The sequence below is a fragment of the Pseudomonas sp. GL-B-19 genome (assembly GCF_019956415.1).
Classification (GTDB): Bacteria; Pseudomonadota; Gammaproteobacteria; order Pseudomonadales; family Pseudomonadaceae; genus Aquipseudomonas.
Genome location: NZ_JAHBDK010000064.1, coordinates 1 through 14,208, shown reverse-complemented (window position 1 = coordinate 14,208; position 14,208 = coordinate 1). Strand labels below are relative to the sequence as shown.

Sequence of the window (14,208 nt, the reverse complement as noted above, 5' to 3'; positions counted from 1 at the left end):
AGGCGCATTTCCTCCTATCAGACGTGATACGCCCAAGAGAGTTCATGTGCCGGGATGAGCGTAGTTCGAATCGGGCATTTTTACCGACCGATAAACCGCTTTCGCCGGCAAGCCGGTCTCGCTCCCACATGGGTACGCATTCAACTGTGGGAGCGAGCCTGCTCGCGATGGGTGCGCAGCACCCGCTTTCAGGGTTTGAGGGGGGGCTTGCGCAGCAAGCTGAACGCCATCGCCGCCAGAACCAGCACGCTCAGCAACAGCACCGCCCACAACCCGAATTTCTTCCAGTTCGTGCCAGCCGTCGCAGGCGCTACTGATGTAGACACCGGCGAAACCACGCCATCGCTCGCCACCACGGCCTTACCCAATGTCGCCAGCTTCTGCGCGCTGTAATCGGGAATCAGCGTCGACAACGGCAAGCTCGCCGCTTTCACCGTCGTATTCCCCAGCGCCAGCGTATAAGGCCCTGGCCCGCGCGCCAGGAACACCAGCCGCGTCGGACGCACGGCATACTTCAGCGTCGGAGCTTCGGCGCCCAGGCCTCCACCGCGTTCGTCCACGACCAGCTTCAACTGCTGCAGGGTTTGCCCCGGCAGCTGCAATTCGTTCTGCACCACGTCCTGGCCATTCTGGGTCAGGCGATACAGCAAGCCGCTGCCCAGCGGCTGCCACGGCAAGCTGCTCTCGCGGCGACCGGACAAAGTGACCGGTGCCAGACTGTTGGGCTGACTCAGTTCGACCTGCACCCGCTCGACATTCAGCCCCATCGGCAATTGCCAGGTGTATTCCCCCGTCTTCACGCTGCTGCCGGCCAACGGTTGCGACCAGACCAACGGCAGCGGCAAGCTGTGGATGCTCGCGCTTTCCAGCTGCGCCGACATCAGCGCCGGCGCCAGTTGTGGTGAACTCCATAACAAGCGCAGATAGCGCGCCGATTGCCCCGGCAGGCTGACTTCATGCTGCTCGACCCGTTCGTCGGCAAACGCCAGCCGTGCGACCTGTCCTTGGCCCCACGACTGCCAATGCTGCAAGTCGTCGCTGGCTTCGATGCTGAACTGCTGGAAGCCGTCGCGCTCGCTGGTCCAGTCGAGGACCAATTGCTGCAACGGCGCCTTGATGGCGCTGGCATCGAGCAACCAGCCGCGCAGCACTTCTTCGCCCGCTTCCAGCTGACTGGACGGCTGTACTTCGATCAGCGCGCCGCTGGCACTCGACTGCACCCGCACGCCAGGCGCACGCTCGGTAGAATCTGCCGAGGTGTACAACGGGAACCACTTCACATCGGTCAGCGTGCGATTTTCGCGGGTTTGGGCCGGTTCTCTCGCCAAGGCATACGCCTGAGCCTGACCGGCGGCGTTGAAGACACGCACATCACTCAGGTCGGTTTGCCGCGCATTCAACTGCACGCTCAACGGTAAATCAAGGCGATACCACGGGCCTTCGCCGCTCACGGACAACGGCACTTGAGTGGTGAAATCCGCCGGTTGCTCCTGGGCGCTGACCGACAGCGTCACACCCAGCGCAACCGCGCCCAACCATCCCAGGTTCAGCTTCTGACTCAAGACGACACTCCTTCGGTTTCCGGTGCCGGGTTTTCAGACTCCGGCGCAGCCTCGGCACGCTTGGGCGGCAGCGGCGCGAAATAGCCCACCACCAGCAGCAACACGCCAACGCCGATAAACGACACGATCCGCGCGAGCCCGCCGCGGTTACTCAATTCCACAAAGAACAGCTTGGCCACCACCACGCCGATCAACGCCGCACCGATCAGCCAGACCTCGCGACGATGGCGCAAATGACCGCCGATCATCAGGCTCAGCGCCATCAGGGTCCAGACGATGGACAGGCCGGCCTGCACCAACATCGATTCGAGCAACGCATCGAACTCGAACGGCACATCGCCCCAATGGTGCGCCGTGCGCATCACCAACGCGGTAAAGAACAGGAACAGTGAAACCCCGGCGATCAATTGCGTAGCGTGTTCGGCGTAGTCCTTGCGGATCGCTACTTGCGTCACGGCGCTGCGCGACCATGCGTAGACGCCGAACAGCGCAAACAGCAGGCCCAACTCCAGCGGGTTGATCAACGGAACATACGGCAGTGGTTCGGCGGTGCCGTCGCTGACGACGTTCGCCAGCCAAAACCAACCGAGCATCAACAGCGCCAGCGGTGCCGCCGCATACAGTCGGTATTCCCGGGGAAACGCCGACACCGGCCACGGCCAATTGCGCGGCGCAGCCATCAGCACCAGATACAGGCTTGGCAGAATCGCCCAGCCCAACCAGCGCCAGGCGTTGTATTGCTCGGACAACAGCAGCAAGCCGTAACGCAGCTCCAGCGCCAGCACACCGATCAACAGCCAGCAGCCGAGCACATGCGCGGCGCTCACAGCGCGCGCCGGTAACATGGGCGCCAGTCGCTTCAGCGAGATGGAATGCACGACGAACACCGCCGTCCAGGCCAGCCAACCAAAATTGGCCGCAGGGTGATAGCGCGAGTGCCACGCCGCAAGCAACACCACGCCGGCCGCCGGCATCAGCAAGGTGCACAGCAGCCCCAGCGACGACCATTTCAAGCGCAGCGCCAACGCCGTCCATAGCGCTACGCTAATGGTCGCAGCCACCAGCAACAGCGTTGCTTGCAGATTGACCGGGGCAAAACGCAGCACTTCACTGATCCACGCCAGCGCCCACCAACCCGCGCCCCACACCAGCAGCACTTCGGACAAACGCTGCAAGCTCAACACATCGAACGCCGAAGCGTGGTTGCCGAGCTGCAATCGCCAGGCCCCGACCAGCGCTGCCAAACCCAATACCAACGGCGTCCAGAAACCGCTGTGCGCCAGCGGCTTCAGTCCTTCGCTGGCCAAAGGTCCGAGCAGGTCCGGCCCGGCAAACAGGAACGCCGCGCCACCGATCACCTGCAACAGCAAACCGAAGACAAAACTCACGCGCTGTTTCAGATACAGGCTCAACCAGATGATGAACAAACCACTGGCCGCCCACACCGCGCTCGCGGTCTGCCACGGCAGGACGAACAGCACGGCCAGATTGATCAGCACCAGACCGGCCAGCAACACCACCGACAACCCGCGTAACAGTCGCACGTCGCTGCGCACCATCTCATCGCGCGCTGCCAGCAACATGCCGGAGATCAAGGCCAGACCAATCAAGGACGCGCTCAGCAAACCGCTCCAGCCCGCGCTGAACACCGCCGTAGACTCACCACCGGCGCCTTGCAGCCGCAGCAGGAACAACGCACCGCCGAGCAACTGCACGGCAAACGCGGTGAACAGGAACGTGCGCGATTGCAGACGCAGACCGACAAACAACGTCGCCAGACCGGCCAGCGCCCAACTGATCGCCGTACCGTGGGTGAAGAAAAACAACGGCGCCAGCAGATAAAGGAACGTCAGGCCGAAGCAAGCCAGAACCGGCAGCCCTTTGCGCTCCCATTGCGCGATTTGCTCCGGCAAGGCTTGGCGCAATTGGTAGAAGCTGAACAGCAACGCCACGCCGAGCATCAACGCGCCCAACGGTGAGCCATCGAGCAGGCTGCTTTCGCCGATCCGCAACTCGCTGAGAAACGCCAGCGCCGAGCCCAGTTGAAGCAGCAAGGCAAAGGCCCTGGCCAACGGACGTTGCTGACGCAAGCCGAGCCAGAAAATCCCGGCGCCTTCGACGGCCCAAGCCGCAGCTGTCCAGCGCGCATCAAGGCCCAATGGAATGGCGAGGCTGGCGAAGATCACGCCCAGTGCCAGACAGGTTTCTGCCAGCAACAACGCGCGGCCACCCATCAGCAAACGGGCCAGGCCCATGTAGATCATGCCCAGCGCCAGCGCGCTGAACGCGGCGGCAAACTCAAGGTGCTGGACCAGCGCGAATTGCAAACCGAAGCCCACCAGCGGCGGACCAAACAGCATGGTCCCGTCGACGTAATCACCTTTGCGCGCCGACCAACGCAGCAGCGCCTCGCGGCTGTCGTCCTCGGGCGCATCGCTCATTTCCAGCAACTTGCGCCGGGCGAACAGCAGGCCGATGGCCAGGTACATCAGGAAAAACAGGATCAGGAACGGCTCGGTGCTCCACAGCAACTCTGGCGTGTAAGAACGCAGGCCCCAGGCGAAACCGATGCCGAACGTGCCGACAAAACCGATCAGGTTGAGCAAACGCCAGGCCTTGAACCAGGCGATGGCGAGGATGCCGGCGTTGAGCAAGGCGAAGTAGCTGAACAGCGCGACGTGGTTGCCGGCGCCAGTGGACGTCAGGATTGGCGCGGCAAAACCGCCCAACGCGGCGGCGCAGGCCAACGCCAATGAATCCTGGGTGATCGCCAGAATCGCTGAGAACGCCGTGACCGCCACCAGAAGACCAAGCGCTGCCGTCGGATCCAGCAGCGGATGCAAGCGCATGGCAGCGAATACCGTCAGGTACAGCACGGCAATGCCGGTGCCTTGCAGCATCAATGCGTAATTGGTGTTGCGATGACGCAGCCACCAGCCCAGACCGAGCAGCCCCAACGCAGCCGCCGCGACGCCGGCGTAACGCAGTTCAATCGGCACGACCATGCCTTCGGTCGCATACCGCAGTAAAAAGGCCAGACCGAGGAACAACAGCACCACGCCGACCCGCAGCACAGTGTTACCGCCGAACAGCCAGGCGCGGGCACCGCTGATGGCGCGATCAATGAGGTTGGGGCCGCGCGGGGTGGCAGGCTCCCGGACGACCGGCTCGGGTTTCCAGGCATCGGCAGGCAGTGGCTGACTGGTTTCAGTCGCCGCAGCGGTGATTGGTTCGAGTTCGGGAGGCAGGTCCCAGATCAGTTCCGGGGTTTCGACAGGGATTTCGTCGGGGGTAACTTCAGGAGGAGGTACGGGCTCGCTGGCAACTGGCTCGCTGGCTTCAGGTACTTTGACGCCGGACACTTCCAGCAAGGCCAGGCGTTGCTGCACCGCATTCAGCGCAACCTGCGTCTGCTCCAGCAGAAGGTGCTGCTCGGCGGCTTGTGAACCTAAACGGGTGATGCGAACGGCCTGGCCAATGCCCAACCCAAGCAACGCGCCCAACAGGGCATCGCTGAACGACTCGTCAAGTATCCAGCCGAGCACCAGCCCGATCAGCATTAAAATCCATTGCATGGTCGATATCCCTAAGCGGCCCCGCGACGGGGCGAGTCCGGAAAGACAGCATTGGCAGAGTTTAGTGTGAAACCACACAAACCTGTGGGAGCGAGCCTGCTCGCGATAGCGGACTGACATTCAGCATCAATGTTGAATGTCAGTCCGCTATCGCGAGCAGGCTCGCTCCCACAATGGATTGCCAATACGTGCCATCCGGTGTAACCGGTGCTTAGTATATCGACCAGGCCCGACACCGTCGGGCCGTGCACGCAAATTATTGCGAAACGTTACTCCAGCGCCTTCCAGATTTCCGTGGCGTACTCGCGAATGGTCCGGTCTGAAGAGAACCAACCCATCCGCGACGTGCTCAACACTGCCGAACGCCACCACTCCTTGGAATCGTGCCAATGGGCTTCGACGCGCATCTGCGCATTCCAGTAAGAGTCGAAATCGGCGCACACCAGGAAACGGTCGTAATCCACCAGCGAATCAATCAGCCCGGTGTAACGGGACGGATCATCCGGCGAGAACACCCCGCCGCGAATTGCTTGCAGCACGTCATTGAGTCGATGAGACGCCGCGATGTCCGGCGTCGCATTGAACTCGTGGTTCTGTTTGCGCGCCTCGACCTGCTGCGCACTGAGACCGAAGATGAACATGTGTTCGACGCCGATGCGCTCGGACATTTCTACGTTGGCGCCGTCCAGGGTGCCAATGGTCAGTGCACCGTTGAGGCCGAACTTCATGTTGCTGGTGCCGGAAGCCTCGAAGCCTGCGGTGGAAATCTGTTCCGACAAATCCGCCGCCGGAATAATGCTCTCCGCCAGGCTGACGTTGTAGTTGGGCAGGAACACCACTTTGAGCAGGCCGCGCACGGTCGGGTCGTTGTTCACCACCCGGGCAATATCGTTGGTCAACTTGATGATCAGCTTGGCCTGGTGATAACTGGCGGCGGCCTTGCCGGCGAAGATCTTCACGCGCGGCACCCAGTCGATTTCCGGTTCGGCCCGAATTGCCTGATACAGCGCCACGGTGTGCATCAGATTGAGCAACTGGCGTTTGTATTCGTGGATCCGTTTTACCTGCACGTCGAACATCGCCGCCGGGTTGACCGCCACTCCCAGCCGTTCATGAATCAGGTAGGCCAGGGCTTTTTTGCTGTGCAGCCGCTGTTCGGCGAATGCCTTGCGGAATGCGGATTTCTCGGCGAACGGTTCCAGGTCGAGCAAGCGTCCTTCGGGGTTATCCAGCAAATCAGGCCCGAGGGCATCGACCATCATCGACGTCAGTTCGGGGTTGGCCTGGTAGAGCCAACGGCGGAAGGTGATGCCGTTGGTCTTGTTGTTGATCCGGTCCGGGTAGAGCTTGTGCAGTTCGGAGAACACGGTTTTGCGCATCAGCTGCGTGTGCAGCCCGGACACGCCGTTGACACTGTGCGAGCCGAGGAACGCAAGGTTGCCCATGCGCACGCGGCGACCGTTGTCTTCTTCGATCAGCGACACCGCGCGCAACACGTCGAAGTCATGAATGCCCTTGGCCCGCAGGGAGTCGATGTGTTGGGCATTGATCAGGTAAATGATCTGCATGTGCCGTGGCAACATCCGCTCCATCAAACCGACCGGCCAGGTTTCCAGCGCTTCGGGCAACAGCGTGTGGTTGGTGTACGACAACGTATCCACGGTAACTTGCCACGCCGCATCCCACGCCACGTCGTAGACATCGACCAGCTGGCGCATCAATTCGGCCACGGCAATCGAAGGGTGAGTGTCGTTGAGTTGGATCGCCGCGTGGTCGCCCAGGGTCAGCACCGAGGTGTGCATGTTGCGATGGCGGCGCAGCAAATCCTGCAAGGAGGCGGCGACGAAAAAGTATTCCTGACGCAGGCGCAGTTCCTGGCCCGCTTCGGTGCTGTCCGCTGGATAAAGCACGCGAGAAATACTTTCGGCCCGAGCCACTTCCGCTACCGCGCCCAAGTGGTCACCGGCGTTGAAGCGCTCCAGGTGCAAATCTTCCATGGCGCGGGCGCGCCACAGACGCAACGTGTTGACGCTCGCCCCGCGCCAACCGACCACCGGCGTGTCGTAAGCAATCGCGCGGACGGTTTCCACTGGGGTCCAGACTTGCTTGGTCTTGCCGTTTTCATCGGTGACGGTTTCGACGCTACCGCCAAAGCCTATCGGGTAAACGACTTCTGGTCGCTCGAATTCCCACGGGTTGCCAAAGTCCAGCCAATGTTCGGTCTGCTCCTGCTGCCAGCCGTCGACAATGGCCTGGCGAAACAAACCGTGTTCATAGCGAATGCCGTAACCGTGGCCGGCGATGCCGAGGGTCGACATGCTTTCCATGAAGCACGCCGCCAGACGACCGAGGCCGCCGTTACCCAACGCCGCGTCGGGCTCCAGTAGGCGGATGCGTTCAAGGTCGACACCGAGTTCGGTCAGCGCTTCGCGGGCGACGTCGAGCAAGCCAAGGTTGCTCAGGCTGTCGTAGAGCAGCCGACCGATAAGGAACTCCAGGGAGAGGTAATAAACCCGTTTCTGCCCTTTGCGGTAGATCTGCCGGGTGTGGTCCATCCAGTGCTCGACCATGTGGTCCCGTGCCGCCAGGGCGATGGCTTCAAACCAGTCGTGGTCGAAGGCATGATCCGGGTCTTTACCCACCGCGTAGGTGAGTTTGGTCAAGACGGCGTCGCGGAATGCGGCCACCTCAGCTTCGCGAACAAGTGGTTCTTGAGTCATCGATAGGACCTCGAGCGAGCGTGGAGTTGTTGAGCCTAGACGGTCTGACAGACGGTGGGGGGCTCTGGTTCGGCAGTTTTTTCCTGAGAGTGCGAGATAGGTCGGCATTACATTGTCGTGTGCCTGAATCAATGCAGGGGCCGTGCCGGATTAACGGTGCTATTGAGGTGGTACAGAAAAAATCTGGCGAAAGGTTGTTCAAAAATCCACCAGTCCCGGTATGATCGCGCGCCCTGATGCACGTGCTGGTAACAACCGATGATGAAGCCCAACCTGATCGCTGCCGCTGAGATCGATCGCCTCGATACCTGGGCCAAGTACTCTGCGCCGATGTGCGGTTCCTGCGTGTCCAGCTGCTGCACGCTACCGGTCGAGGTCAAGATCAAGGATCTGATCCGTATCGGCATCGTCGACGAGTTCGAGCGCGGCGAGCCGGCGAAAAACATCGCCAAGCGCCTGCAGAAGGAAGGGATCGTCGAGCGCTATAGCCAGAAGACCGAGATCTTCACCCTTCAGCGCATGAGCAACAACGATTGTCTCTATCTGGATCGTAAGAGCCGTCTGTGCACTATTTATGAAAAGCGCCCGGACACTTGCCGCAACCACCCGAAAATCGGACCGCGGCCGGGATATTGCGCTTACAAGCCCAAGGAAGTGGCGCGCGAGACCAGCGCCAGCCGCCGGCCGCTCGAGAAGTTCTGATCCGGAATCTCGTTGTCTGAACCGACCCCATCGCGAGCAGGCTCACTCCTACAGTGGATCTTCAGTGTTTGCACAGAACCCTGTAGGAGTGAGCCTGCTCACGATGAGGCCAGCACAAACACCGCACAAACCCCAGACAAACAAAAACGCCCCCGACCTTGCGGTCGGGGGCGTTTTTTTGTCAGCTAACTAAAGAACTTAGTTACCGGACTTCTTCGCAGCGCGGGTACGCTCGCTTTCGCCCAGGATCTTCTTACGAAGACGGATGGACTTAGGAGTGACTTCGCACAATTCGTCTTCTTGAACGAATTCCAGAGCCTGTTCCAGAGTGAAGCGGATAGGCGGAACCAGAGCGATGGTTTCGTCTTTACCCGAAGCACGCATGTTGTCGAGCTTCTTGCCTTTGGTTGGGTTAACGCCCAGGTCGTTGTCGCGGCTGTTGATGCCGACGATTTGACCTTCGTACACGTCTTCACCGTGACCCAGGAACAGTTTGCCGCGAGCTTGCAGGGTTTCCAGCGAGTAAGTCAGAGCCTTACCGGTAGCAACCGAAACCAGCACGCCGTTCTGACGGCCGGACATGTCGCCGGACTTCATCACGTCGTAACGGTCGAAGATCGAGGTCAGGATGCCTGCACCGGAGGTCAGGGTCAGGAACTCGTTACGGAAACCGATCAGGCCACGAGCCGGGATGTTGTACTCAAGGCGCACACGGCCCTTGCCATCCGGAACCATGTTGGTCAGGTCGCCCTTACGGATACCGATCTGCTCCATGATCGAACCTTGCGATTCTTCTGGCAGGTCGATGGTCACGTTTTCGTACGGTTCGTGCTTCACGCCGTCAACCATGCGGATGATCACTTCCGGACGACCAACACCCATTTCGAAGCCTTCGCGACGCATGGTTTCGATCAGTACCGAGAGGTGCAGCTCACCACGGCCGGAGACTTTGAACTTGTCGGCGGTGTCGCCTTCTTCAACGCGCAGGGCAACGTTGTAGAGCAGTTCTTTGTCCAGACGTTCCTTGATGTTACGGGAAGTCACGAACTTGCCTTCTTTACCGCAGAAAGGCGAGTCGTTTACCTGGAAGGTCATGGAAACGGTTGGTTCGTCAACGGTCAGCGGCTTCATCGCTTCGACGTTCAGTGGGTCGCACAGAGTGTCGGAGATGAACAGCTGGTCGAAGCCGCTGATGCAGACGATGTCGCCGGCAGCTGCTTCTTCAACGTCGATACGGTGCAGACCGTGGTGACCCATCAGCTTCAGGATACGACCGTTACGCTTCTTGCCGTCCGCGTCGATAGCGACAACCGGAGTGTTCGGCTTGATGCGGCCACGAGCGATACGGCCAACGCCGATTACACCCAGGAAGCTGTTGTAGTCCAGAGCGGAGATTTGCATCTGGAACGGACCGTCGCGGTCGACTTTCGGCGCAGGTACGTTGTCGACGATCGACTGGTACAGCGGGGTCATGTCTTCAGCCATGTCGGTGTGTTCCAGACCGGCAATGCCGTTCAGGGCCGAGGCGTAGACAACTTTGAAGTCCAGCTGTTCTTCGGTAGCACCGAGGTTGTCGAACAGGTCGAAGATCTGGTCCAGAACCCAGTCCGGACGCGCGCCTGGACGGTCAACCTTGTTGATGACCACGATTGGACGCAGGCCGGCTTCGAAAGCCTTCTTGGTCACGAAACGGGTTTGCGGCATAGGGCCGTCTTGAGCGTCAACCAGCAGCAGAACGGAGTCAACCATCGACATTACGCGTTCAACTTCGCCGCCGAAGTCGGCGTGGCCCGGGGTGTCCACGATGTTGATGTGGTAGCCGTTCCAGTTGATAGCGGTGTTTTTCGCCAGAATGGTAATACCGCGCTCTTTCTCCTGGTCGTTGGAGTCCATCACGCGCTCGTCGTTGAGCTCGTTGCGCTCCAGGGTGCCGGATTGACGCAAGAGTTTGTCTACCAGGGTGGTTTTACCATGGTCAACGTGAGCAATGATGGCGATGTTGCGTAGATTTTCGATCACTTGTGTATCTCGATCAGAGGATTCGGTGTGCTGACAAGTCTTGGCAGCGATTAACAGTAGAGTCAGGCCTTGCCGTTACAGCTTGACGGCAGAGTCGGGGGGCCGATGACGCAGGCCACAGGCAAACAGCCCCGGGCTCTTAGCTCGGTCGATAAACGCGCACATTGGCATGCCCCTCACTGAGCAAATGGTGGGCATGCAGGCGACTCATCACGCCTTTGTCGCAATACAGCAGGTACTGGCGAGTAGGGTCCAGTTCCTTGAAACGAGCGTTCAATGCATAGAAAGGCATCGCTTGTACCTCGATACCAGCCAGGGCCAGCGGATCATCTTCAGCGGCATCCGGGTGACGGATGTCGATGATGATTTGCCCCGCCAGCGCTTCGCTGACTTCTTCAATCTGCAAGTCCTGGCCCAATTCGTCGATTACACGATCGATCGGTACCAGTTTGGCGTTCTCGAGCGCACGCTCAAGGACCGCCATGTCGAATTCTTTCTCTTCATGCTCCACGCGCGGACGCTTGGCGTGGGTCTTTGGGTTCACCGAGATGACCCCGCAGTATTCCGGCATGTGCTTGGCGAAGTCGGCAGTCCCGATTTCGTTGGCCAGGTCGATGATGTCCTGCTTGTGACTGGCGATCAGCGGACGCAAGACCAGCTTGTCGGTCACGCAGTCGATCACGGACAGGTTCGGCAACGTCTGGCTCGACACCTGGGAAATCGCTTCACCGGTGACCAGCGCTTCAATGTCCAGCCGATCAGCAATACGGGAAGCAGCGCGCAACATCATACGCTTCAAAACTACGCCCATATGACTGTTATCGACTTTCCCGAGAATTTCTCCCAGTACTTCCTCGAACGGCACACTGACAAATAACACGCGTTGGGAGCTTCCGTACTTCTTCCAGATGAAGTGCGCGACTTCCATGACGCCCAGTTCATGGGCCCTTCCGCCCAAATTGAAGAAGCAGAAATGGCTCATCAGGCCACGGCGCATGATCTGGTACGCCGCCACGGTGGAATCGAAGCCGCCGGACATCAGCACAAGCGTCTGTTCCAGGGCACCCAGCGGATATCCACCGATGCTGTTGTGCTGGCTGTGGATCACGAACAACCGTTTGTCGCGAATTTCGATGCGAACTTCGATTTCCGGCTCTTTGAGCGAGATTCCGGCCGCACCACATTGACGACGCAGTTGGCTGCCGACGTATTTTTCGACATCCATCGAGCTGAATTCGTGCTTGCCGGCGCGCTTGCAACGCACCGAGAAGATCTTCCCGGCCAGTGAATCACCGAAGTGCTGCTTGCACTTGGCGACGATGTCGTCGAAATCGCCCAACGGGTACTCATCGACCTGCAGGAAATGCGCAATGCCCGGCATGCAGCTCAGGCGCTCGGTCATCTCCTTCAGGGCTTTGGGCTCGCTGACGCGGGTTTCCAGTTCGAGATTGTCCCACACACCGTTCACCACCACGGCCGGGTCCAGGTCGCGGAGCACGGTGCGGATGTTTTTAGCCAATTGGCGGATGAAACGCATCCGTACCGGGCGGCTCTTGATGGTGATCTCGGGGAAGACTTTTACGATTAGTTTCATGAAAACAGCGCGCGCTGGGCCAGCCGAAAAAGGGGGGCGCGGATTATAGCGGAAATTGCTCAAGGTTTAACCAGTTAATGTGCAGAAGGTTTTTCGCGCACCAAAACAGGTCATTTCCAGATTTTAACGCTACATTGTAGGGCGAGATTTACCACCTAAAGACCCTTTGTTCCTTTATAAGCGTGAAATTGGGGCAAAAAACCCATGGTGGGGCACTGGCATGCAATTTGCTCCCTTGTGAGGCAGGTTGCCTTGGCAGAGTATTCGCGCCGGCATCACCCACATTCTAAGGGCATCCACTACTAAGCCCGAAGCCACCCGGAGGACACTATGTCGAAGTCGGTTCAACTCATCAAAGATCATGACGTCAAATGGATTGATCTGCGCTTCACGGACACCAAAGGCACTCAGCACCACGTGACCATGCCGGCTCGCGACGCGCTGGATGACGCTTTCTTCGAAGAAGGCAAAATGTTCGACGGCTCCTCCATCGCTGGCTGGAAAGGCATCGAAGCCTCCGACATGATCCTGCTGCCGGACGACAGCACTGCCGTGCTCGATCCGTTCACCGAAGACCCAACGCTGATTCTGGTCTGCAACGTGATCGACCCTTCGACCATGCAAGGCTATGACCGTGACCCACGCGCCATCGCCCACCGCGCCGAGGAATACCTGAAGTCGACCGGTATCGGCGACACCGTATTCGTAGGTCCAGAGCCTGAGTTCTTCATCTTCGATCAGGTGAAGTTCAAGTCCGACATCTCCGGCTCGATGTTCAAAATCTTCTCCGAACAAGGTTCCTGGATGTCCGACCAGGACATCGAAGGCGGCAACCATGGCCACCGTCCAGGCATCAAAGGCGGTTACTTCCCGGTTCCACCGTTTGACCACGACCACGAAATCCGTACCTCCATGTGCAACGCCATGGAAGAAATGGGCCTGGTCATCGAAGTTCACCACCACGAAGTGGCGACTGCCGGCCAGAACGAAATCGGTGTGAAGTTCAACACCCTGGTCGCCAAGGCTGACGAAGTTCAGACCCTGAAGTACTGCGTACACAACGTTGCTGTCGCTTACGGCCGCACCGCGACCTTCATGCCTAAGCCTCTGTACGGCGACAACGGTTCGGGTATGCACGTTCACCTGTCCATCGCCAAAGATGGCAAGAACACCTTCGCTGGCGAAGGCTATGCCGGCCTGTCCGACACCGCTCTGTACTTCATCGGCGGCATCATCAAGCACGGTAAGGCCCTGAACGGCTTCACCAACCCGTCGACCAACTCCTACAAGCGTCTGGTCCCAGGTTTCGAAGCTCCAGTAATGCTGGCCTACTCGGCTCGCAACCGTTCCGCTTCGATCCGTATTCCTTACGTGTCCAGCCCTCGCGCTCGCCGTATCGAAGCTCGCTTCCCGGATCCAGCAGCTAACCCGTACCTGGGCTTCGCTGCACTGTTGATGGCTGGCCTGGACGGCATCCAGAACAAGATCCACCCTGGCGACGCAGCTGACAAAAACCTGTACGACCTGCCGCCTGAAGAGGCGAAAGAGATCCCACAAGTTTGCGGCAGCCTGAAAGAAGCCCTGGAAGAGCTGGACAAAGGTCGTGCGTTCCTGACCAAAGGCGGCGTGTTCTCCGATGACTTCATCGACGCTTACATCGCTCTGAAAAGCGAAGAAGAAATCAAGGTCCGTACCTTCGTACACCCACTGGAATATGAGCTGTACTACAGCTGCTGATCCGGTAGCGCTGCGGCACGCGGCGTGACAAAAAAGAGGCCTTCTTCGGAAGGCCTTTTTTGTGCCCGCGATGCCACGACCGATGAAAAACCCTGTGGGAGCGAGCCTGCTCGCGAAAGCGTCGTGCCAGTCAGTATCAATGTTGAATGATAAATTGCTTTCGCGAGCAGGCTGATCTGGTCCAGTAATTTTGGACATTGTTTTCGGTTCTCACGCCGCCATCTTTTCTGCCGCTACCGGCGAGTGGTAACCGTTGTAGCTGTGGCGCCTTACATTGTTGTAGCGCGCCACATATCGGT

At 59.4% G+C, this 14,208-nt stretch carries 7 protein-coding genes; 2 read left to right on the top strand and 5 right to left on the bottom strand.

All coding sequences use genetic code 11. The features are described 5' to 3' along the window. Window positions 1-188 precede the first annotated feature (188 nt). The 3 genes from KGB06_RS23085 to KGB06_RS23075 form a co-directional block, all read right to left on the bottom strand. A complete protein-coding gene (locus KGB06_RS23085) occupies window positions 189-1,562 on the bottom strand; it encodes a DUF3999 domain-containing protein (RefSeq protein WP_223519864.1) in 1,374 nt (457 codons plus the stop codon). Continuing rightward, window positions 1,559-5,137 carry a DUF2339 domain-containing protein gene (locus KGB06_RS23080; RefSeq protein ID WP_223519862.1) on the bottom strand — a complete coding sequence of 1,193 codons (3,579 nt, stop codon included), beginning with the start codon at window positions 5,135-5,137 and terminating at the stop codon, window positions 1,559-1,561. The genes KGB06_RS23085 and KGB06_RS23080 overlap by 4 nt, the downstream gene beginning before the upstream one ends. 269 nt (window positions 5,138-5,406) lie before the next feature. Continuing rightward, window positions 5,407-7,857: a glycogen/starch/alpha-glucan phosphorylase gene (locus KGB06_RS23075; protein ID WP_223519860.1), complete on the bottom strand. Its 2,451-nt coding sequence runs from the start codon at window positions 7,855-7,857 to the stop codon at window positions 5,407-5,409. Window positions 7,858-8,118: 261 nt separating this feature from the next. Here KGB06_RS23075 and KGB06_RS23070 point away from each other — a divergent pair, with 261 nt between their 5' ends. Next, window positions 8,119-8,559, top strand: a complete 441-nt coding sequence (locus KGB06_RS23070) for a YkgJ family cysteine cluster protein (RefSeq protein ID WP_085984721.1) — start codon at window positions 8,119-8,121, stop codon at window positions 8,557-8,559. A 198-nt stretch (window positions 8,560-8,757) separates the two neighbouring features. On the opposite strand, the gene typA is transcribed toward KGB06_RS23070, so the two are convergent. Further along, window positions 8,758-10,578, bottom strand: a complete 1,821-nt coding sequence (typA, locus tag KGB06_RS23065; RefSeq protein WP_090176728.1) for a translational GTPase TypA — start codon at window positions 10,576-10,578, stop codon at window positions 8,758-8,760. Between the two features lie 139 nt (window positions 10,579-10,717). Further along, window positions 10,718-12,172: a tRNA uracil 4-sulfurtransferase ThiI gene (thiI, locus tag KGB06_RS23060; protein WP_223519858.1), complete on the bottom strand. Its 1,455-nt coding sequence runs from the start codon at window positions 12,170-12,172 to the stop codon at window positions 10,718-10,720. A 330-nt stretch (window positions 12,173-12,502) separates the two neighbouring features. Between thiI and glnA the strand changes: the two genes are divergently transcribed. Beyond that, window positions 12,503-13,909 (top strand): type I glutamate--ammonia ligase, encoded by a 1,407-nt coding sequence (gene glnA, locus KGB06_RS23055; RefSeq protein WP_223519857.1) that lies wholly within the window; start codon window positions 12,503-12,505, stop codon window positions 13,907-13,909. The last annotated feature ends 299 nt before the right edge of the window (window positions 13,910-14,208 follow it).

Coding starts and splice junctions, on each gene's coding strand:
- glnA (WP_223519857.1), top strand. CDS start 12,503: ATGTCGAAGTCGGTTCAACTCATCAAAGATCATGACGTCAAATGGATT.
- KGB06_RS23075 (WP_223519860.1), bottom strand. CDS start 7,857: ATGACTCAAGAACCACTTGTTCGCGAAGCTGAGGTGGCCGCATTCCGC.
- KGB06_RS23080 (WP_223519862.1), bottom strand. CDS start 5,137: ATGCAATGGATTTTAATGCTGATCGGGCTGGTGCTCGGCTGGATACTT.
- KGB06_RS23070 (WP_085984721.1), top strand. CDS start 8,119: ATGAAGCCCAACCTGATCGCTGCCGCTGAGATCGATCGCCTCGATACC.
- thiI (WP_223519858.1), bottom strand. CDS start 12,172: ATGAAACTAATCGTAAAAGTCTTCCCCGAGATCACCATCAAGAGCCGC.